At 55.5% G+C, this 20,370-nt stretch carries 15 protein-coding genes, 1 tRNA gene and 2 rRNA genes; 12 read left to right on the forward strand and 6 right to left on the reverse strand.

What is annotated here, in order from left to right:
- The first annotated feature begins 108 nt into the window (after positions 1–108).
- Both PVT68_RS17920 and rrf read left to right on the forward strand, forming a co-directional pair.
- Positions 109–2,992: ribosomal RNA gene (locus PVT68_RS17920) — 23S ribosomal RNA — on the forward strand.
- A 222-nt stretch (positions 2,993–3,214) separates the two neighbouring features.
- Positions 3,215–3,330 (forward strand): 5S ribosomal RNA (gene rrf / locus PVT68_RS17925).
- A gap of 416 nt (positions 3,331–3,746) precedes the next feature.
- On the opposite strand, the gene PVT68_RS17930 is transcribed toward rrf, so the two are convergent.
- Both PVT68_RS17930 and PVT68_RS17935 read right to left on the reverse strand, forming a co-directional pair.
- The gene (locus tag PVT68_RS17930) at positions 3,747–4,487 is read right to left on the reverse strand and encodes a Mut7-C RNAse domain-containing protein (RefSeq protein WP_280320442.1); all 741 of its coding nucleotides are present in this window, start codon (positions 4,485–4,487) and stop codon (positions 3,747–3,749) included.
- A 328-nt stretch (positions 4,488–4,815) separates the two neighbouring features.
- Positions 4,816–4,902, reverse strand: a tRNA-Leu gene (locus PVT68_RS17935).
- 144 nt (positions 4,903–5,046) lie between these two features.
- Here PVT68_RS17935 and queA point away from each other — a divergent pair.
- From queA to secF, 4 genes are all read left to right on the forward strand, one after another.
- Complete coding sequence (queA, locus tag PVT68_RS17940; protein WP_280320443.1) at positions 5,047–6,105, forward strand: tRNA preQ1(34) S-adenosylmethionine ribosyltransferase-isomerase QueA; 1,059 nt, start codon at positions 5,047–5,049, stop codon at positions 6,103–6,105.
- Positions 6,106–6,186: 81 nt separating this feature from the next.
- Complete coding sequence (gene tgt, locus PVT68_RS17945; RefSeq protein ID WP_456085777.1) at positions 6,187–7,302, forward strand: tRNA guanosine(34) transglycosylase Tgt; 1,116 nt, start codon at positions 6,187–6,189, stop codon at positions 7,300–7,302.
- Positions 7,303–7,505: 203 nt separating this feature from the next.
- Positions 7,506–9,371 (forward strand): protein translocase subunit SecD, encoded by a 1,866-nt coding sequence (secD, locus tag PVT68_RS17950; protein WP_280320445.1) that lies wholly within the window; start codon positions 7,506–7,508, stop codon positions 9,369–9,371.
- Positions 9,372–9,381: 10 nt separating this feature from the next.
- Positions 9,382–10,383: a protein translocase subunit SecF gene (gene secF / locus PVT68_RS17955; RefSeq protein ID WP_280320446.1), complete on the forward strand. Its 1,002-nt coding sequence runs from the start codon at positions 9,382–9,384 to the stop codon at positions 10,381–10,383.
- 231 nt (positions 10,384–10,614) lie between these two features.
- Here secF and PVT68_RS17960 read toward each other — a convergent pair whose 3' ends face one another.
- From PVT68_RS17960 to pyrC, 4 genes are all read right to left on the reverse strand, one after another.
- The gene (locus tag PVT68_RS17960; RefSeq protein ID WP_280320447.1) at positions 10,615–10,812 is read right to left on the reverse strand and encodes a hypothetical protein; all 198 of its coding nucleotides are present in this window, start codon (positions 10,810–10,812) and stop codon (positions 10,615–10,617) included.
- Positions 10,813–10,905: 93 nt separating this feature from the next.
- Positions 10,906–11,847, reverse strand: coding sequence for an extracellular catalytic domain type 1 short-chain-length polyhydroxyalkanoate depolymerase (locus tag PVT68_RS17965; protein WP_280320448.1), 942 nt, complete (start codon positions 11,845–11,847; stop codon positions 10,906–10,908).
- A 155-nt stretch (positions 11,848–12,002) separates the two neighbouring features.
- Complete coding sequence (gene rnt / locus PVT68_RS17970) at positions 12,003–12,716, reverse strand: ribonuclease T (protein WP_280320449.1); 714 nt, start codon at positions 12,714–12,716, stop codon at positions 12,003–12,005.
- An 86-nt stretch (positions 12,717–12,802) separates the two neighbouring features.
- Positions 12,803–13,840, reverse strand: a complete 1,038-nt coding sequence (gene pyrC, locus PVT68_RS17975; RefSeq protein ID WP_280320450.1) for a dihydroorotase — start codon at positions 13,838–13,840, stop codon at positions 12,803–12,805.
- 353 nt (positions 13,841–14,193) lie between these two features.
- On the opposite strand from pyrC, the gene PVT68_RS17980 reads away from it, so the two are divergent.
- The 6 genes from PVT68_RS17980 to ccoG all read left to right on the forward strand — a co-directional run bounded on the left by PVT68_RS17980 (position 14,194) and on the right by ccoG (position 20,343).
- A complete protein-coding gene (locus tag PVT68_RS17980; RefSeq protein WP_280320451.1) occupies positions 14,194–15,414 on the forward strand; it encodes an argininosuccinate synthase in 1,221 nt (406 codons plus the stop codon).
- Positions 15,415–15,557: 143 nt separating this feature from the next.
- Entirely contained in the window at positions 15,558–17,018 is a 1,461-nt protein-coding gene (gene ccoN / locus PVT68_RS17985; RefSeq protein ID WP_280320452.1) for a cytochrome-c oxidase, cbb3-type subunit I, read from the forward strand.
- 11 nt (positions 17,019–17,029) lie between these two features.
- Positions 17,030–17,647 carry a cytochrome-c oxidase, cbb3-type subunit II gene (gene ccoO, locus PVT68_RS17990; RefSeq protein WP_280320453.1) on the forward strand — a complete coding sequence of 206 codons (618 nt, stop codon included), beginning with the start codon at positions 17,030–17,032 and terminating at the stop codon, positions 17,645–17,647.
- A gap of 12 nt (positions 17,648–17,659) precedes the next feature.
- Positions 17,660–17,884 carry a cbb3-type cytochrome oxidase subunit 3 gene (locus PVT68_RS17995; protein ID WP_280320454.1) on the forward strand — a complete coding sequence of 75 codons (225 nt, stop codon included), beginning with the start codon at positions 17,660–17,662 and terminating at the stop codon, positions 17,882–17,884.
- Positions 17,881–18,789: a cytochrome-c oxidase, cbb3-type subunit III gene (ccoP, locus tag PVT68_RS18000; protein WP_280320455.1), complete on the forward strand. Its 909-nt coding sequence runs from the start codon at positions 17,881–17,883 to the stop codon at positions 18,787–18,789. Before PVT68_RS17995 ends, ccoP begins: the two co-directional genes overlap by 4 nt.
- 138 nt (positions 18,790–18,927) lie before the next feature.
- Positions 18,928–20,343 (forward strand): cytochrome c oxidase accessory protein CcoG, encoded by a 1,416-nt coding sequence (gene ccoG / locus PVT68_RS18005; protein ID WP_280320456.1) that lies wholly within the window; start codon positions 18,928–18,930, stop codon positions 20,341–20,343.
- Positions 20,344–20,370: the final 27 nt, after the last annotated feature.

Here is a 20,370-nt window from a genome sequence, read left to right on the forward strand (position 1 = left end):
TTCAAATACATACAACGTGCAGTTGTACTCGCTTATTGTTGTGGAAACATGGCGTAAGTAAGCGTTAGTCAATGCGCGTCCAGTCGTAAGTAGTCGTTTGTGTTGTATGGTCAAGCGACTAAGCGTATACGGTGGATGCCTTGGCAGCTGGAGGCGATGAAGGACGTAGGAGCCTGCGAAAAGTCTAGGGGAGCTGGCACACAAGCTTTGATCCTGGAATGTCCGAATGGGGAAACCCACCTGTTTACAGGTATCGCATAGTGAATACATAGCTATGCGAGGCGAACCCGGGGAACTGAAACATCTAAGTACCCGGAGGAAAAGAAATCAACCGAGATTCCCTGAGTAGCGGCGAGCGAAAGGGGATTAGCCCTTAAGCTCTTTATGTTTTAGTGGAAGGATCTGGAAAGTTCCGCGATACAGGGTGATAGCCCCGTACACGAAAAGGCACATTGAGTGAAATCGAGTAGGTCGGGACACGTGTTATCTTGACTGAATATGGGGGGACCATCCTCCAAGGCTAAATACTCCCAGCTGACCGATAGTGAACCAGTACCGTGAGGGAAAGGCGAAAAGAACCCCGGAGAGGGGAGTGAAATAGAACCTGAAACCGTATACGTACAAGCAGTAGGAGCAGACTTGTTCTGTGACTGCGTACCTTTTGTATAATGGGTCAGCGACTTATTGTCTGTAGCAAGGTTAACCGCATAGGGGAGCCGTAGAGAAATCGAGTCTTAATAGGGCGTTTAGTTGCAGGCAATAGACCCGAAACCCGGCGATCTATCCATGGGCAGGTTGAAGGTTGAGTAACATCAACTGGAGGACCGAACCCACTAATGTTGAAAAATTAGGGGATGACCTGTGGATCGGAGTGAAAGGCTAATCAAGCCGGGAGATAGCTGGTTCTCCTCGAAAGCTATTTAGGTAGCGCCTCGCGTCTCACCCTCGGGGTAGAGCACTGTTTGGGCTAGGGGTCATCCCGACTTACCAACCCCATGCAAACTCCGAATACCGAGGAGTGCAATCGCGGGAGACACACGGCGGGTGCTAACGTCCGTCGTCGAAAAAGGGAAACAACCCAGACCGCCAGCTAAGGTCCCAAATACCAGTTAAGTGGGAAACGATGTGGGAAGGCCCAGACAGCTAGGAGGTTGGCTTAGAAGCAGCCATCCTTTAAAGAAAGCGTAATAGCTCACTAGTCGAGTCGGCCCGCGCGGAAGATATACCGGGGCTCAAACTGGTAACCGAAGCTGCGGATGCAACTATGTTGCATGGTAGAGGAGCGTTGTGTAAGCCGCTGAAGGTGGACTGTGAGGTCTGCTGGAGGTATCACAAGTGCGAATGCTGACATGAGTAACGACAAGGGGGGTGAAAAACCTCCCCGCCGGAAGACCAAGGGTTCCTGTCCAACGCTAATCGGGACAGGGTTAGTCGGCCCCTAAGGCGAGGGCGAAAGCCGTAGTCGATGGGAAACAGGTTAATATTCCTGTACTTGCAATTGCTGCGATGGAGTGACGGAGAAGGCTAGGCCAGCATGGCGATTGGTTGTCCATGTTTAAGGTAGTAGGCTGGGGACTTAGGCAAATCCGGGTCCCTAAGGCTGAGAGCTGATGACGAGTCTCTTTAAGAGACGAAGTGGTTGATGCCCTGCTTCCAGGAAAAACTTCTAAGCTTCAGGCAATTGTGAACCGTACTCTAAACCGACACAGGTGGTCAGGTAGAGAATACCAAGGCGCTTGAGAGAACTCTGGTGAAGGAACTAGGCAAAATGGTACCGTAACTTCGGGAGAAGGTACGCCGCTGACGGTGATCGGACTTGCTCCGTAAGCTGTTGGCGGTCGAAGTGACCAGTTGGCTGCGACTGTTTATTAAAAACATAGCACTCTGCAAACACGTAAGTGGACGTATAGGGTGTGACGCCTGCCCGGTGCCGGAAGGTTAATTGATGGGGTTAGCGTAAGCGAAGCTCTTGATCGAAGCCCCGGTAAACGGCGGCCGTAACTATAACGGTCCTAAGGTAGCGAAATTCCTTGTCGGGTAAGTTCCGACCTGCACGAATGGCGTAACGATGGCCAAGCTGTCTCCACCAGAGACTCAGTGAAATTGAAATCGCTGTTAAGATGCAGTGTACCCGCGGCTAGACGGAAAGACCCCGTGAACCTTTACTATAGCTTTGCACTGAACTTTGAGCCTACTTGTGTAGGATAGGTGGGAGGCTTTGAAGCAGTGACGCCAGTCACTGTGGAGCCATCCTTGAAATACCACCCTGGTATGTTTGAGGTTCTAACTCTGGTCCATGATCTGGATCGAGGACAGTGTATGGTGGGTAGTTTGACTGGGGCGGTCTCCTCCCAAAGAGTAACGGAGGAGTACGAAGGTGCACTCAGCATGGTCGGAAATCATGCAATGAGCATAATGGTATAAGTGCGCTTGACTGCGAGTCAGACATGACGAGCAGGTACGAAAGTAGGTCATAGTGATCCGGTGGTTCTGTATGGAAGGGCCATCGCTCAACGGATAAAAGGTACTCCGGGGATAACAGGCTGATACCGCCCAAGAGTTCACATCGACGGCGGTGTTTGGCACCTCGATGTCGGCTCATCACATCCTGGGGCTGAAGCCGGTCCCAAGGGTATGGCTGTTCGCCATTTAAAGTGGTACGCGAGCTGGGTTTAGAACGTCGTGAGACAGTTCGGTCCCTATCTGCCGTGGGCGTTGGAGATTTGAGAAGAGTTGCTCCTAGTACGAGAGGACCGGAGTGAACGAACCTCTGGTGTTCGGGTTGTCACGCCAGTGGCATTGCCCGGTAGCTATGTTCGGACGGGATAACCGCTGAAAGCATCTAAGCGGGAAGCCTCCTTCAAGATGAGATCTCCCTGACTCCTTGAGAGTCCTGAAGGGCCGTGGAAGACTACCACGTTGATAGGCTGGGTGTGGAAGCGTTGTGAGGCGTTGAGCTAACCAGTACTAATTGCCCGTGCGGCTTGACCATACAACAGAGATGGTTACTAACGATTGACTGATCGAATGAGATCAGCGGATTGTGAGCCGAGAGACGCAGTGTTCGATTGATCGACTTGCGGTGTATTACTACAGAATGTTTTACCGAAGTATTTGGGTTGACTGTTATCGCTAAAAAGCGAGTGCAAACGGACAGTCAAGCGGCAGCGCAGGGCAAAGAGCCCATAAGACCAAGCCAACCCAAGCCAGTTTGCCTGACGACAATAGAGTTGTGGAACCACCTGATCCCTTGCCGAACTCAGAAGTGAAACGCAACATCGCCGATGGTAGTGTGGGGCTTCCCCATGTGAGAGTAGGTCATCGTCAGGCTTCAAATCCGAAAGGCCGTACAGGGAACTGTACGGCCTTTCTTCTTTTACGCCTGCCGATGACCAATTTCGCTGCGCGCAATGGTCATGGTGATTCGAGCCCAAGGCTCTCACCCTCCGGGCTGCCTACGGCAGTCCAAAGCTGCTCGCAGCTTTGTCAGGCATCTAAAAAAGAAAACCCCCGCAGGGAATCCTGCGGGGGTTTTGTTTTTTGGATACGATGAATTTTTTACTACCTCGCAGCGCAAAGCGCTGCCATGTGAAAGGCCATGCACCGAAGGTGCAAAGGCTAGGGCGCCGAAGGCGTCGCCCCGCGATGGCGAGCACCGCTCGCCACCCACTGTAGGTCAGTGTCAGGTTTTATTATTCCCGAAGCTATATGCAGTGAACATTTGTCCGAAAGCGTAGCGGCTGAGCTCATTTTTTCCTTAGCTTCTCAATCAGTCGCTGCATGCGCTCGTAATGACTGCCTTTCCAATACACCCGGCCGCAATTCTTACAGCAGGCAAAGTCGTTAAATCGTCGACGGCTCTGTTCCGGAACTTTGGACCACACTGCCTGCTTACTCACCTTTACCAAAGGAGCATTGCAGAAAGTGCAGCGAGAAAAGGGGGCGAAGCTGTTCTGTAGCTGCAATCGCGTAATGATTTCTTCGATCTGATTCAGTGGCTTGGTGGCGCGAACATAATACGCGTGTGTTAGCGCTCTTCGCTTCAGCAGCTCAATATCCCGAGTCAGCAATATTCGCTGTTGATCGACGGAAATTTTCACCAGCTGCTCGTCCGTGCAATGGCCGTAAAATATACAGTCAAAGCCCAACATCCGAAGGTAGCGGGCAAGACGACCAAGGTGGCAGTCCAGGATAAAGCGTGATTCGCGCAGAGGGTAAGGACGAAGCCGGGTAATACTCGAGATATCCAGTGATTCAAAAAGTGGATAGACACTCACGCGGTCACCATCCTGCGGCCGGTACTCGAAATTTACCGATTGGCCGTTTACCAGAACCAAGTCCACTTCTGTGTGCGGTACCCCCAGTGACTCTATCGCGTTCTTGATACTGCCAAGTGCAGCGAAATCGAAAGAGAAGTTGCGCTGTCTCAGGGGAGGCGCTAAGAAATCATTCAACTCACGATAAAAGCGAAATGTCAGTGTTGGCACTCGAGCCTTGTCCGTCGATAACGAGTCAAAGGTCAGTAATTTCGCAAATTTTTATGCTGTGAGTAAGCCAGCGGAGCCGTCAGCGCTGTTTCCCAGTACTATGCAGTGGCGCTTTGATAGAGTGTAGAAGCCTGGGCCGGGTAGCGTTTGCCAGGATCGTCCAGATCAAGCGAATTATCGCTTCCTGTTTTACTTGTTGCCACACAGGTATTCCTAGTGCAGCTCATCGCTGTGCGCAATCCGCGTCGGCAGTTGTCGCGTGAAAGCAAATGGGAACATTTTGCTCTGTGAAACAAAAAAAGGCCTGCAATTGCAGGCCTTTCTTGTTTGGTACCAGAGGCCGGACTCGAACCGGCACGCTTTTAAGGGCGGGGGATTTTGAATCCCCTGTGTCTACCAATTTCACCACTCTGGCAATGGCACGAGGCGAATGCGCTTTCAGGTGCCTCGGCGAGGGTGTTGATTATAGCGATGGCTTGTTAGCGGTCAACCAGATTTGGCGAAGTCGACGGATTCCGTTACTCTTCGCGCCCGTTCATTGTCCACCTAAACTGATTCCATGCGCCGCCAGGATTTCCATTTCGATCTTCCCGATGAGTTGATTGCCCGCACGCCCACAAAAGAGCGTCGCGGCAGCCGCCTGTTGTGCCTTGACGGGCCGAGCGGCGAGATTACCCACCGCCAGTTTGCCGACCTGCCAGGTCTATTGTCCCCCGGGGATCTGTTGGTGTTTAACGACACACGGGTGATTCCGGCGCGACTGTTTGGTCGCAAGGCCAGTGGCGGCAAGCTTGAAATACTGGTTGAGCGGGTGCTGGATGACCGACGGGTGCTGGCGCATGTGCGTTCTAGCAAGTCTCCCAAACCCGGCAGTGAAATCCTGCTGGAAGACGATACCGCCCTACAGATGATCGCGCGGCACGATGCACTGTTCGAGCTCGAATTCCCTGAAGAAGGGGTACTGCCAGTTCTGGAGCGCCTCGGGCATATGCCGTTGCCGCCCTATATTGACCGGCCGGATGACGATACGGACCGCGAACGCTACCAGACCGTTTACAGCCGTAATGCCGGCGCCGTGGCGGCGCCTACCGCAGGATTGCACTTCGATGACGAGATGCTGGACACGTTGCGTGCAAACGGTGTCGAAACGGCATTTGTGACACTGCATGTGGGTGCGGGAACCTTCCAGCCGGTGCGGGTCGACGATATCCATACCCACAAAATGCACAGCGAGGTCTTGGATGTGTCGGAGGCCGTATGCCAGGCGGTAGCGGAGTGCCGTGCCCGCGGTGGCCGGGTAGTGGCTGTCGGCACCACCAGTGTGCGGGCGCTCGAGAGTGCCGCGGCGTCCGGTACACTACAGCCGACGGTTGGGGAAACTGAGATTTTCATCTATCCCGGCTACAAGTTCCGGGTGGTTGACCGCCTGATTACAAATTTCCACCTGCCGGAATCCACGCTGTTAATGCTGGTGAGCGCATTTGCCGGCTATCGCCATTCGATACATGCCTATCACGAGGCGGTGGAAGAGAAATACCGATTCTTTAGCTATGGCGACGCCATGCTGATTGACCGCAATCCCGATGTGGATCCAGCGGAAGTCGGATGCGCTGAATGATGTGCTTAACAGTGCCTCAGAACTTTTTGCTACAGCGTCCGAAATTCATTTGAGGAGAACCCTGTGAGTCGCCAGTGTTTTATGCAGTTTGAGCTGGACAGCACCGAAGGCAAAGCCCGACGCGGGCGCCTGACGTTTCCCCGCGGTGTGGTGGAGACCCCGGCGTTTATGCCGGTGGGTACCTATGGAACAGTCAAGGGCATGTTGCCACGGGATGTTGAGGCTATCGGTGCTCACATCATTCTCGGTAATACCTTTCACCTGATGCTACGCCCCGGTACCGAGGTCATCAAAGCCCACGGGGATTTGCATGATTTCATGCAGTGGCACGGGCCCATCCTGACCGATTCCGGTGGTTTTCAGGTGTTCAGCCTGGGGCAGATGCGCAAAATCACCGAAGAGGGGGTCTCCTTCAAGTCTCCGGTGGATGGCAGTCCGGTATTTATGGGGCCGGAAGAGTCCATGGCGGTACAGCGGGATCTGGGCTCGGACATCGTGATGATCTTCGATGAGTGTACCCCCTATCCGGCGACGAGCGACGAGGCGCGCAAGTCTATGGAGCTGTCGCTGCGTTGGGCCAAGCGTTCCAAGGAGGCTCATGGAGACAGCCCCTCGGCGCTGTTCGGTATTGTGCAGGGCGGCATGTACCCCGAATTGCGAGATGTCTCCCTGGCGGGACTGACGGAGTTGGGCTTCGATGGCTATGCCATTGGCGGGCTATCGGTAGGGGAGCCGAAGGAGGAGATGATTAAGGTGCTCGATCACCTCGCCTACAAAATGCCGCAGGACAAGCCCCGCTATCTGATGGGTGTCGGCAAGCCGGAGGATATCGTTGAGGCGGTTCGCCGCGGCGTCGATATGTTCGATTGCGTGATGCCCACCCGTAACGCCCGTAATGGGCACCTGTTTACCTTCGCTGGAGTGGTCAAGATTCGCAACGCGGTACATCGCCACGATACACGTCCGCTGGACGAAGAGTGTGACTGCTACACCTGCGAGCATTTTTCCCGCAGCTATTTGCATCATCTGGACAAGTGCGGGGAGATTCTCGGGTCTCAGCTCAATACCATTCACAACCTGCGGCATTACCAGCGGCTGATGCAGAAGATTCGCGATGCGCTGGATGCCGGAGATCTTGAGGGATTTGTGGCCGATTTTTATCGCGGTCTGGGACGAGAAGTGCCACCACTGGGGTAAACCACGGGGTGGCGCATTTGTTCCGACTTTTTATCCCCGTATAATCAGCCACCGTCTTTTGTCCCCGGTATCTGGCCGGCGCGCAGTCAATCCGGCTGGCGCGGCTGCTATCCGGCCTTGTAAAGATAAGAGTTAGCCCGCATATCCACGGATATCGCTAAAAACGAGCCCGCCCAGCGGGCCATTCCAACAATGAGAGCAGCATGAATCGCTATCCCCTCTGGAAATATCTCCTGATCCTGATTATCACCGGATTGGGACTGCTGTATGCAGCCCCCAATCTGTACCGTCCCGACCCTGCCGTCCAGATCTCCGGTCAATCGAGCTCCCTGAAGATCGATCAGGGTGTACTGAGCCGTGCCGAAAAGGCGCTGAACGAGGCGGGAATTGAGTACTTCGGTGGAGAAGTTCAGGAAAAAGCGGTACTGCTGCGCCTGAAGTCCCTTGAGGAGCAGCTGCCGGCCAAGCGCGCCATTCAGGAGTCTCTGGGGCACAGTGACTATGTGGTGGCGTTGAATCTGGCTCCCACTACACCGGAGTGGCTCAGCAGAATGGGGGCGAGCCCGATGAAGCTTGGTCTCGATCTTGCCGGTGGGGTGCACTTCCTGATGGAAGTGGATACCAACTCCATCGTAAAGGCCAATATGGATGGCTACGTCTCTGAGGTGAAATCCAAGCTGCGTACCGCCAAGGCTCGCTACCGCAGTGTTGATCTGGTAGATGACCGGGAAATCGTCGCCCGTTTCCGTGATGAAGAGTTGCGCACTTTGGGGATGCGCACACTGCGTAAAGAGTTTCCTACATTGCTTCTCACTGAAGCGGGAAGCGGCAGTAACCTGGAAATCCACATAACTCTTGCAGATCAGGAAATCAAGCAGCTCGAAGATTACGCGGTCTCCCAAAACCTTACCACCCTGCGTAACCGGGTAAATGAACTGGGGGTCGCCGAACCAATTGTTCAGCGTCAGGGCCGCAACCGCATCGTGGTGGAATTGCCTGGTGTACAGGATACAGCGGAAGCCAAGCGAATCATCGGCAAGACCGCCAACCTGGAATTCCGGATGGCGGCCGAGCCCGATGCACTGGCCAATAGCAAGGAATACTTCGAGTATCGCGATGAGCGTGATCGTGCGACTCGCGGCGGCGCTTGGCTGGAACGAAAGGTGATTATTGCCGGCGAACGGGTAACCAATGCTCGGGTTGGCTACGATGAAAACGGCATGCCGCAGGTAAACATTACCCTCGATTCCCGCGGTGGTGAAATGATGCACCGTGCGACCTGGAAGAATGTGGGTCGTCTTATGGGCACGCTGTTTGTAGAAAGCCGCTTTACCCCGGAAAAACAGCTGGATGCCGAGGGTAATGAAGTCATTGTGCAGAAACGTGTCGATGACAAAAAAATCATCAGTCTGGCCACCGTATTGAACCCTCTGGGTAAACAATTCCGCACTACGGGCCTGGAGGCGGCGGAAGCGCAAGAGCTGGCGCTGCTGCTCCGCTCTGGTGCGCTGGCCGCACCTATGTATTTCGTCGAAGAACGGGTTATTGGCCCCTCTCTCGGCGCAGACAATATTGAGGTTGGCGTCACTTCGGTACAGATCGGTCTGCTGGCTGTGGTGATCTGTATGCTGGTGTTCTACCGGGTGTTCGGTCTCGCTGCCAATATTGCACTGGCGGTCAACCTGGTACTGCTGGTGGCGGTGATGTCCATTCTCGGGGCGACTCTCACCCTGCCGGGTATTGCCGGTATGGTGCTGACGATCGGCATGGCGGTGGACGCCAACGTACTCATTTTCTCCCGGATCAGGGAGGAGTTACGCAATGGGCTGCCGCCTCAATCCGCCATCAATGCGGGTTTTGACAACGCCTACAGTGCGATCGTTGACGCTAATATCACAACCCTGATTGTGGCAGTGATTCTTTACGCAATCGGCTCCGGTCCGGTGCAGGGCTTTGCTGTTACGCTGTCGATCGGGATTTTGACGTCCATGTTCAGCGCGATCATGGGTACCCGGGCATTGATCAACTTGTTCTACGGCGGTCGCCGCGTGCAGAAACTCTGGATTTAAGGGGACGGTGATGAGTAATAGCAAAGAAGAAAACGGAAAAATCACCGAGTATATGGGCAAGCGCGTGTACGATTTCATGCGTTGGCGCAAACTGGCTGCGGCCATATCCATTGCGTTGGTGGTGGCATCTCTGATTGCGCTGGCAGTGAATGGCCTGAAGCTGGGGCTCGATTTTACCGGCGGTACCCAGATCGAAGTGGGCTATGAGAAGGCGCCGAAGATAGAGGACGTACGCGATCAGCTGGATGAAGCCGGCTTTACCGGCGCAGCAGTGGTGCGCTTCGGTTCCGACAGCGAGCTGCTGATCAAGCTACCTCCGGAGATTGCGGAAAAGCAGGCTGCGCAGAACGCCCGCGAAGCTGAGGCCAACGATTCCATTGGCGATAAAGTGGTTGCCGCGCTGCGCCAGCACACTGACGGCCGTGTCGATCTGCGCCGGGTAGAAATGGTTGGTCCGCAGATTGGTGAAGAGCTGCGCGACGACGGTGGTCTGGGCATGCTGTTTGCCCTGGTGGTGGTGATGGCCTATGTGGCACTGCGTTTCCAGTACAAGTTCGCCGTTGGTGCGGTGGTAGCGCTGATTCACGATGTGATCATCGTGCTCGGCTTCTTTGCCATTCTGCGCCTGGATTTCGATCTTACGGTACTGGCAGCGGTGTTGGCGGTTATTGGTTACTCGATCAACGACACCATTGTGGTATATGACCGGGTGCGTGAGAATTTCCGCAAAGTGCGTCAGGCTTCCCCGGAGGAGGTGATCAATATTTCCATGAGCCAGACCCTGAGTCGAACCTTCATGACCTCATTCACCACCTTGCTGGTCCTTTGGGCACTGCAATTCTTTGGTGGCGAGCTGATTCACAATTTCTCTTTGGCGCTGATTATCGGTGTGGTAATCGGTACCTTCTCCTCGGTATATGTGGCTGCGAATCTGCTGATGGCCATGAAAGTTTCCAAGGAAGATCTGATGCCGCCTGTCAGGGAAGGCTCGGAGCTGGATGAGATGCCCTGACCTAAAGGTCAGCTTCAAAGACATAAAAAAGGCGGGGTAACCCGCCTTTTTTATGTCCGCGATACATCATTGTGTCTGCTTTACATTCCCGGGAAGCGCGCTGCCTCTCCGGTCTGTCTGCAAGGTCAGGTATTCCGCAAATTCCTGTGGGCAGGGCCACCGGCAACCGATATCGGAAGAGGGTGCGCTTTCGCGGAGACCGGGATCTCGTACTGATCGCAATGGCGGCGATCAGGCGCGGGGCTTCTTGCCCAGCGTGATGTGCTTGGGGCCGGAAGTGTTTGTCTGGCCACTGACGCCCTTGGGAATTTGTTCGATTTTTCCACCATTAGCGAGAAAGGCCTGTACCTGGGCTTCAATGGTTTCCCGTGACTCGCCGGAAACGGTTTCCTTACTGCGCTTGCTTGCGCCCGATGCTTTCTTGGCCACTACTTTGTCCGTTTTTTATGTGTGAGCGGCAGATATTATCGCAATCTGTGCAAAAAATCACCCATTGCGTATTGGCGGGCTTACAGAGCTGTGCTAATGAGTGACCCTTTTATTATTGCTGGTGAAGTAGCGAGCCAGGTAGCGGGCGTAATTGATGCCGTTGTCACTTACGTAGGTGCCGCTGGCTCCCTCTCCGCCTGACCAAGCGTGGCCTACACCGTCCAGCCATACCATGGCAACACGCCCCTCCTGCCACAGGCTTTGCGTAGCGCTGCGGGTACCCTCCCGATAAATCGTGGTTTCTGGCTCGGAAGTGACGCCGTAGACACTAGCCAGGCCCTCGGCATTCTGGCGGTTGTAGCATTGGTCGACGGTCGAGTCCTCAGTACCGTGTGCAATGGCAGTAATCTGGGTGCTGAAGTGGTCGGCATGTGTGCTAGCGTAGCTGTTGCAGCGGCTGGCGACATCTGCGGCTTCGCAATGGCGAATCGCTCCTGCGGGACTGGTGCCGATGCTCGGCCCCGCGCTGATCCCCATACCGGCAAATATATCTGGTGCGATGCAGGCGGTGGTGTTGGCAAATACCGCACCGGACGAGAGTCCGGCAATATACACTTGGCTTGGGTCGATCTTGCGATCCGGATCACTGCTCATTGAGCTGGCCAGGTCGACCAGGTTCTTGTAGTCCCCCGCGGAGCGGGATCTTTCCCCCTCCCAGTAAGACCAGCAGCTAAAGCCCGCCTTGTGCATGGCCTCGGGCACGGCGATGACCATGCCGTATTCTTCCGCCACATCTTCCAGGTTGGCGCCGAGATAAGCGTCGATGGACTGCACGCATCCATGCAGTAGTAGCAGCAGTGATTTGCCACTGCCGATCGGGGAGACGGTATCGGGGGTATAGACGTGGACCTTATCGAACCCGGCGATAGCGACATTTTGCTGCCAGTTTCCAGCATGTGCGGCGGCGCCGCCCTGGAGTAAAAACAGGCCGAAGATGCCCTGGCGCAACTGCCGGCCGAGTCTGCTATTCATCATTGCTTTCACCGTTATTGTTCTTGTCGATATTGTTGTGGCCAGTCGCCCCAGCCTAACGGTGTGGTTTTGCAGTGTGTATGCGACCAAAGTTGTATTTGTCTGTGCTGACGACCGCGGTGTGTAGGGCTATAGCAGCGAGGATACCTCCGGAAAGGTTATTTCTCCGGGGAGTTTTCATCCTCCCCGGCAGTATCTTCCAATTCGTCGTTTTCCTCGGGAATGACTGCAGCCATCGGCCAGCCCCCCATATCGCGCCAGCGATTGACGATACCGCAGAACAGTTCCGCGGTTTTCTCGGCATCGTATTCCGCAGAGTGGGCGCTGCTGTTATCGAATGGAATACCGGCGACCTGGCAGGCTCTGGCGAGCACGGTCTGGCCGTAGGCGAGTCCGGCCAGGGTTGCGGTATCGAAACAGGAGAAGGGGTGGAAAGGGTTGCGCTTGATCCCGCAGCGGTTCACGGCCGCATTGATGAACCCCAAGTCAAAATGGGCATTGTGGGCGACCATGATGGCGCGGGTACAGCTGTGGTTTTTTATTGCACTGCGGATTTTGCGAAACATCTCCGGCAGAGCGATTTCCTCAGGCCAGGCATCGCGATCGGGGGATTCCAGGTCGATACCGATAAAATCCAGCGCGGACTGCTCAATATTGGCGCCTTCAAAGGGTTCGATATGGAAGCTGTGGGTCTCCTCCGGGTACAGGGTGCCTTCCTCATCCATGTTCAGGATCACGGCGGCAACTTCGAGCAGGGCGTCAGTGCGCGAGTTGAAGCCCGCGCTTTCGAGATCGAGCACCACGGGGAGAAAACCACGGAATCGCTGTGCCAATAAACTCTTGGGGCCGGTGGGCGCTTCTGCTGGGGTCACGGGGGTTCCTGGTTGTTGTCTTCGAAAGTCGATAATTGGATAAACTGCAGGCAAGCCTGTGGTTGCCCGCAGTAGGGTACTGCAACTCAGGCGAGTCGCCAGTTAAGCGTTTCTCCCGCCGCCAGCGGAATCAGTGACTCGTTGCCCATCTGCAGGCCAGAAGGTAGGGTCCAGGGCTCGCGCACCAGGGTGATGGTATCGGTATTGCGCGGTAATTCGTAGAAGTCCGGGCCAAACTCACTGGCGAACCCCTCTAGTTTCTCGAGTTTACCGGCGCGTTCGAAAGCTTCTGCATAAAGCTCAATGGCGCTGAAAGCGGTGTAACAACCAGCGCAGCCACAGGCGGTTTCCTTTTTGCCCTGGGCGTGCGGTGCGGAATCGGTTCCGAGGAAAAACTTCGGGCTGCCGCTGGTGGCGGCTTCGATCAACGCATTCTGGTGGTAGCCGCGCTTCAGGATTGGCAGGCAATAGTAGTGGGGGCGTATGCCTCCGACCAGCATATGGTTGCGGTTGTAGAGCAGGTGGTGCGCGGTGATGGTGGCGGCAACACCTTCTCGGGCCTGACCGACGAACTCTGCCGCATGCGCGGTGGTGATATGTTCGAGCACTACTTTCAGGGTCGGGAAGTCCTCGACGACACGCCCGAGAATCTGTTCGATGAAAATTCGTTCGCGATCAAAGATGTCGATATCGCTGGTTGTCACTTCGCCGTGCAGTAGCAGTTTCATGCCGCAGGTCTGCATGGCTTCAAGCGCCGGATAAATGTTGTTGATATCCGTCACACCGGAATCGGAATTGGTGGTGGCGCCGGCCGGGTAAAGCTTGGCGGCGACGACGCCGGCAGCCTGGGCTTCACGCACCATCTCAGGAGTCGTGTTGTCGGTGAGATAGATCACCATCAGAGGCGTAAATTGAAGGCCCGCCGGTACCTCCGCCTGAATGCGGGTTTTGTACGCTAGCGCATCCTCCGCGTTCACCACCGGGGGGACCAGATTGGGCATGATGATGGCGCGGCGGAACTGGCGGGCGGCATCGCCGACGGTACGTGCCAGGGCTGCGCCGTCACGCAGGTGGATATGCCAGTCATCTGGCGCGCGCAGGGTAATTTGCTGCTTGGGGTTCACCGAATACTTCCTCCCGGATTGATCGCGGCGCCGATGCTACCCGAAGCGCCAAAAAAATGCGAAAACTGCGGAAAAAGCCGCTTAAGTCGGCATATTGAATATAAAGTAAACAAAGGCTGTTGGGTGTTTTGTAGGCAATTTGGAACGCCTGTCGCTGGTGCTAGTCGTGGGCGTTTCTAAACGCTACAATCGCGCCCCGAAAAAAGCGGGCTATCCGCTATTCCTGGGCACACTCCAAAAAAAAATCCCCCAGATCGAGATTTTTCTCAGGTGTAACGCTTCCTTTGAGGGAGCCGTGCACCTGTTGGGTGACGCTATTGCCCGCAGCAAGGGCCACAATACAGAGGATAGTAATGAGCAAGATCGACAAGGTGGTATTGGCGTATTCCGGCGGACTCGACACTTCCGTGATCGTGCGTTGGCTGCAAGACACCTATAACTGCGAGGTTGTCACGTTTACTGCCGATATCGGTCAGGGCGAGGAGGTCGAGCCTGCACGCGCCAAGGCGGAAGCCCTCGGGGTAAAGGAAATCTACATCGACGACCTGCGGGAAGAGTTCGTGCGCGACTTCGTTTTCCCGATGTTCCGCGCCAATACGATTTATGAGGGAGAGTACCTTCTCGGTACCTCCATCGCGCGCCCCCTGATCGCCAAGCGGCTCATTGAAATCGCCAACGAGACCGGTGCTGACGCCATTTCCCACGGTGCGACCGGTAAGGGTAACGATCAGGTCCGCTTCGAGCTGGGTGCCTACGCGCTGAAGCCGGGTATCCAGGTCATCGCGCCCTGGCGTGAGTGGGATCTGACGTCCCGCGAAAAGCTCATGCAGTATTGTGAGCAGCACAAGATTCCGGTGGACTTTTCCAACAAGAAGAAAAAGTCCCCTTACTCCATGGACGCCAACCTGCTGCACATTTCCTATGAGGGTGGAGTGCTCGAAGAACCCTGGGCGGAAGCAGAAGAAGATATGTGGCGCTGGAGTGTCAGCCCCGAGTCTGCGCCGGACCAGCCCACCTATATCACCCTGCAGTTTGAAAAAGGCGACCCCGTCGCCATTGACGGCGAGCGCCTGAGTCCGGCAACTCTGCTGGAAAAACTGAACAAGCTGGGTGGTGCCAACGGTATCGGTCGTCTGGACATCGTGGAAAACCGCTACGTGGGCATGAAGTCTCGCGGCTGCTATGAAACCCCCGGCGGCACCATTCTGATGAAGGCGCATCGTGCCATCGAGTCCATCACTCTGGACCGCGAAGTGGCGCACCTGAAAGATGAGCTGATGCCACGTTACGCCAAGCTGATTTACAACGGTTACTGGTGGTCTCCCGAGCGCCGCATGTTGCAGGTGGCCATCGACGAGTCCCAGTCTGTGGTCAATGGTGAAGTGCGCCTGAAACTCTACAAAGGTAGTGTGAGCGCGGTTGGGCGACGCTCTGCGGACAGCCTGTTCGATGAGCGTATTGCCACCTTTGAAGATGATGCCGGTGCTTACAACCAGAAAGACGCCGAAGGCTTCATCAAACTGAACGCCCTGCGCCTGCGAATTGCCGCGGGCAAAGGTAGGGACTTGATCTAGATCAACCTGAAGCGGCGATTGAAGCGGTTAAATCGTCGTTTTTAGGCCTTCCCGGTCTACCGTAAAGGTATGGCCGCTATTCCGGTGGCGGCCTCCCTTGCGTATGACGGAAACGAATTTTAAAAAGCAATGGAAGTAACACAATGACGACAACGGTGGCAGAGGCCGGCAAGTTGCCGGACTATGACTACAACATCGTGCGCCAGTTCACCATTATGTCGGTGGTCTGGGGCATTGTTGGAATGGGCGTCGGCGTATTGATCGCCGCACAGTTGGCGTGGCCTGCGCTGAACGATATCTGGCAGCCGTTTACGCATTTCGGTCGTCTGCGTCCCCTGCATACCAATGCAGTGATTTTCGCATTCGGCGGCAGCGTGCTGTTTGCCACTTCCTATTACGTCGTGCAACGCACCTGTCAGACCCGCCTTTGGGGCGGCTGGCTGATCCCGTTTACTTTCTGGGGCTGGCAGGTCGTCATTCTGGGAGCCGCTATCACTCTGCCGATGGGCCTGACATCCAGTAAAGAGTACGCTGAGCTGGAATGGCCCCTCGACATCCTGATTGCGCTGATCTGGGTTGCCTATGCGCTGGTGTTCTTCGGCACCATCGTCAAGCGCCGCACATCCCACATCTACGTAGCCAACTGGTTCTTTGGTGCCTACATCATCACCATCGCAGCGCTGCATATCGTCAACAACCTGGAAGTGCCTGTCAGCGCCTTCAAATCCTACTCACTGTTTGCGGGTACGACTGATGCCATGATCCAGTGGTGGTACGGCCACAACGCGGTGGGCTTCTTCCTGACCGCCGCTTTCCTCGGCATCATGTATTACTTCGTGCCGAAGCAGGCCGGGCGCCCGGTTTACTCCTACCAGTTGTCCATCGTGCACTTCTGGGCATTGATCTCCATTTACGTTTGGGCCGGCGGTCACCACCTGCATTACTCCGCACTGCCGGACTGGACCCAGAGCCTGGCGATGATCATGTCCGTGATTCTGCTGGCGCCTTCCTGGGGCGGCATGATCAACGGCATCATGACCCTGTCCGGTGCCTGGCACAAACTGCGCACTGACCCGACCCTGCGCTTCCTGGTGGTATCCCTGTCGTTCTACGGCATGTCCACTTTCGAAGGTCCGATGATGTCCATCAAGACGGTAAACGCCCTGTCGCACAACACCGACTGGACCGTAGGCCATGTGCACTCTGGCGCGTTGGGTTGGGTTGCGATGATTTCCATCGGTGCCCTGTATCACCTGGTCCCAGTACTGTGGAATCGTCGCCAGATGTACAGCGTGCGCCTGATCAATGCGCATTTCTGGCTGGCAACTGTCGGTACCGTCCTCTATATCGCTGCCATGTGGGTGAACGGTATCACCCAGGGCTTGATGTGGCGTGCGTTTAACGCCGACGGCACTCTGACCTACAGCTTCGTGGAAAGCGTGATCGCAAGTCACCCGGGCTACATCGTGCGCTGGCTGGGCGGGACCATGTTCCTCACCGGTATGCTGCTGATGGCGTACAACGTCTTCCGCACCATCACTGACGAGCGGGAAGAAGGTGAAGTTCACCGCGATGACAACCTGCCGATTGCGAAGAGTGTGTAAGGGGATCGATCGTGAAGAATCATGACATAGTTGAAAAGAACATCGGTCTGATGATGGTACTGATCGTCGTCGCGATCAGCTTTGGTGCCCTGGTGGAGATTGTTCCCCAGTTTTTCACCACCAACAACAATGAGCCAATTGCCGGCCTGAAGCCGCTCGGTGCGGTGGAGCTGGAAGGTCGCGATATCTATATTCGCGAAGGCTGCCATGTGTGTCATACACAGATGGTTCGCCCACTGCGCGCCGAAGTAGAGCGTTACGGGCACTACTCCATGGCTCAGGAACACGTTTACGAGCACCCCTTCCTGTGGGGCTCCAAGCGCACTGGCCCGGATCTGGCTCGTGTGGGCGGCCGTTACTCTGACGAGTGGCACCGCGCGCACCTGTACAATCCGCGCAACGTGGTACCGGAATCCATCATGCCGTCCTATCCGTGGCTGTTTGACAATGTGGTCAGTGGTGAGCATACCGCGGCCAAAATGCGCGCGATGCGTATCGCCGGTGTGCCCTACACCGACGAAGATATTGCCAACGCCAGCAAGCCGTTTGTGGGTGGTCGGGTAACGGAAATCGATGCCCTGGTCGCTTACCTGCAGCAGCTGGGCACCCTGGTACAGCAGAAACGCTAAAAGGGGTTCACGGTGGATATTGATATTTTGCGGCAGATCTCAGTGGTGTTAGGAGCGCTTGCGTTCCTCGCAGTCTGCTGGTGGGCATTTTCTCCGAAGCGCAGAAAGCGTTTCGAAGAGGACGCCAAACTGCCGTTTGCAGACGAGCAACAGACTTCTGACAAAACCGCTCCCGAGAGCGAAAACAGCACCGGTGATGCGGCCGGCAAGAAACAGGAACAGGGGCAGGAAAAATGAGTGCATTTTGGAGTGCTTGGGTAATTGTGCTCACCCTCGCCAATCTCGGATTGGTAACTTGGGTTCTCTTCGCAAACCGCAAAGTGGCGGTAGACGACCAGCAGGATCCGGAAAACCGTACTACCGGCCACGTTTACGATGGTATTGAGGAGTATGACAACCCACTGCCCAAGTGGTGGTTTTTGCTGTTTATCGCGACGCTGGTGTTTTCTGCCGCCTATCTGGTGATTTACCCGGGTATGGGCAATTTCAAGGGCATCGGTGGCTGGACTTCAGTGGGCGCCCTGAAGAAAGAGCAGGCGGAAGCCCAGGCTGAGTTCAAGGAATCCTTTGGCCAGTACGTGGACATGCCGCTGGAAAAAATCGCCGAGAGCCGCGAGGCGCTGAAAATGGGCGCGCGGATTTTCGCTAACAACTGCGCCGTGTGTCACGGTGCCGATGGCGGCGGCAATTACGGCTTCCCGAACCTGACCGACAACGACTGGCTGTATGGCGGTACCCCGGAGAAAATCCTGGAGACCCTGCACAATGGTCGTCAGGGGATGATGCCGCCGCAGGGGCCGGTGATCGGTGAGGAAGGCGTGAAAAATGCGGCCGAATATGTGTTGGCAATGAATGGTCTGGAGCACGATGCGGCTCAGGCAGAGAAAGGCAAGCAGATATTCGGCACCGTGTGCATGGCCTGTCACGGTATGGACGGCAAGGGTAATATCGCTCTGGGCGCGCCCAATCTGACCGACGATATCTGGCTGTATGGTGGCACTCGTGAAGAAATTCAGCACACCATACGCGGTGGCCGCAGCAACAATATGCCGTCACAGAAAGATAAGCTGCGAGAAGACAAAATTCGCCTTGTAGCTGCCTATGTCTACAGCCTGTCCCGTCAGGATGACGTTCAGCAGTAAGACGTTTTGATGAACGCCGGGTGGTGGCCGCTGGCCATCTCCCGGTATTCAGGGAAGGGCGCCGCAGGGAAGAATAACAAGCCTCATATGCAGTAGCTGCAGTCATATCCCGGCGCGGTTTCGGGAAAGAGAGGTTTCGTGAGCGATAGAATACCGACCCGGGAAGAGCAGGAAGGTGATGGCGAAGTGCGCTATCGCATGCTCTATGAGTCCGACGACAAGGTGTATATCCGTCATATCCGCGGCGTTTACACCAGAATCCGCAAGTACACTGGCCTGCCGCTGCTGCTGGCTTTCTTCTTTATCCCCTGGCTCAATATCGATGGGCATCAGGCGGTGCATTTCGATCTACCCGCGCGGCAGTTTCATATTTTCTGGACCACCTTTGGTCCCCAGGACGGTTTCCTGCTGGCCTGGTTGCTCATCATAGCCGCGTTCGCACTGTTTGCGATTACCACCTGGCTGGGGCGAGTGTGGTGCGGCTTTACCTGCCCGCAAACCGTATGGACGCTGATGTTCATCTGGGCGGAGCGCGTGTGCGAAGGGGATCGCAGCAAGCGTATGAAGCTGGATGCTGCACCCTGGAGTGCGGAAAAAATTCTGCGCAAGGGCGGTACCCATGCCATCTGGCTGTTTATTGCGCTGGCCACGGCGCTGGCATTTGTAGGGTATTTTTACGGCATTCGCGATCTGGTCGTTGATCTCGCCACCTTTCAGGCGCATCCCCAGGGCGTTTTCTGGGTTGCTTTTTTTACCTTCGCAACCTACATGAATGCGGGTTTCCTGCGTGAGCAGGTGTGCAAGTATATGTGCCCCTATGCGCGCTTCCAGTCTGTCATGTATGACAAAGATACCCTGGCGGTGTATTACGATGCCCGCCGTGGTGAAGCGCGCGGACCACGTAAGAAAAATATCGATTACAAGGCCCAGGGCATGGGTGACTGTATTGATTGTTACTGGTGCGTACAGGTATGTCCGGTGGATATCGATATCCGCGATGGAATGCAGTACGAGTGCATCAACTGTGGCCTCTGCGTCGACGCCTGCAACAGTGTGATGGACAAAATGGAGTATCCCCGGGGCCTGATTCGCTTCACCTCGGAGGATGAGCTGGAAACCGGCAAGACCAACTACGCCCGTCCGCGGCTGTTGGGTTACGCTCTGGTTATGCTCTTGATGGTGGGCCTGTTCAGTCACCAGGTCATTACCCGCTCACCGGTACAGGCGGAAGTCCTGCGGGATCGCGGTGCGCGCATGTACCGGATTTCCCAGGGGATGGTGCAGAATGTCTACACCGTCAAAATCAACAATATGGACCAGAAACCCCATGAATTTTCCGTGCGGGTGGAAGGCAATGAAGGATACGACTACTCCCTGCGTATGCAGAGGAGCGTTCTGGTAACCCCGGGGGAAGTCTATTCCGTACCCATTCGGGTGAGTGTGCCCAAGGCCCAGCTCAAAGAGACCAAGCACGATATCGAGATCGTGATCCAGGCGAAGGACAATCCCGAGCTGGAAGATCGCCACAAAACGGTGTTTATCGGGCCTGAATAACCTCATTCACGGGCTTTAGCAGGCTCT

Origin of the sequence: Microbulbifer bruguierae (assembly GCF_029869925.1) — a bacterium.
Taxonomy (GTDB): Bacteria; Pseudomonadota; Gammaproteobacteria; order Pseudomonadales; family Cellvibrionaceae; genus Microbulbifer; species Microbulbifer bruguierae.

Coding starts and splice junctions, on each gene's coding strand:
- secD (WP_280320445.1), top strand. CDS start 7,506: ATGAATCGCTATCCCCTCTGGAAATATCTCCTGATCCTGATTATCACC.
- ccoP (WP_280320455.1), top strand. CDS start 17,881: ATGAGTGCATTTTGGAGTGCTTGGGTAATTGTGCTCACCCTCGCCAAT.
- ccoN (WP_280320452.1), top strand. CDS start 15,558: ATGACGACAACGGTGGCAGAGGCCGGCAAGTTGCCGGACTATGACTAC.
- secF (WP_280320446.1), top strand. CDS start 9,382: ATGAGTAATAGCAAAGAAGAAAACGGAAAAATCACCGAGTATATGGGC.
- tgt (WP_456085777.1), top strand. CDS start 6,187: ATGCAGTTTGAGCTGGACAGCACCGAAGGCAAAGCCCGACGCGGGCGC.
- queA (WP_280320443.1), top strand. CDS start 5,047: ATGCGCCGCCAGGATTTCCATTTCGATCTTCCCGATGAGTTGATTGCC.
- PVT68_RS17965 (WP_280320448.1), bottom strand. CDS start 11,847: ATGATGAATAGCAGACTCGGCCGGCAGTTGCGCCAGGGCATCTTCGGC.
- PVT68_RS17980 (WP_280320451.1), top strand. CDS start 14,194: ATGAGCAAGATCGACAAGGTGGTATTGGCGTATTCCGGCGGACTCGAC.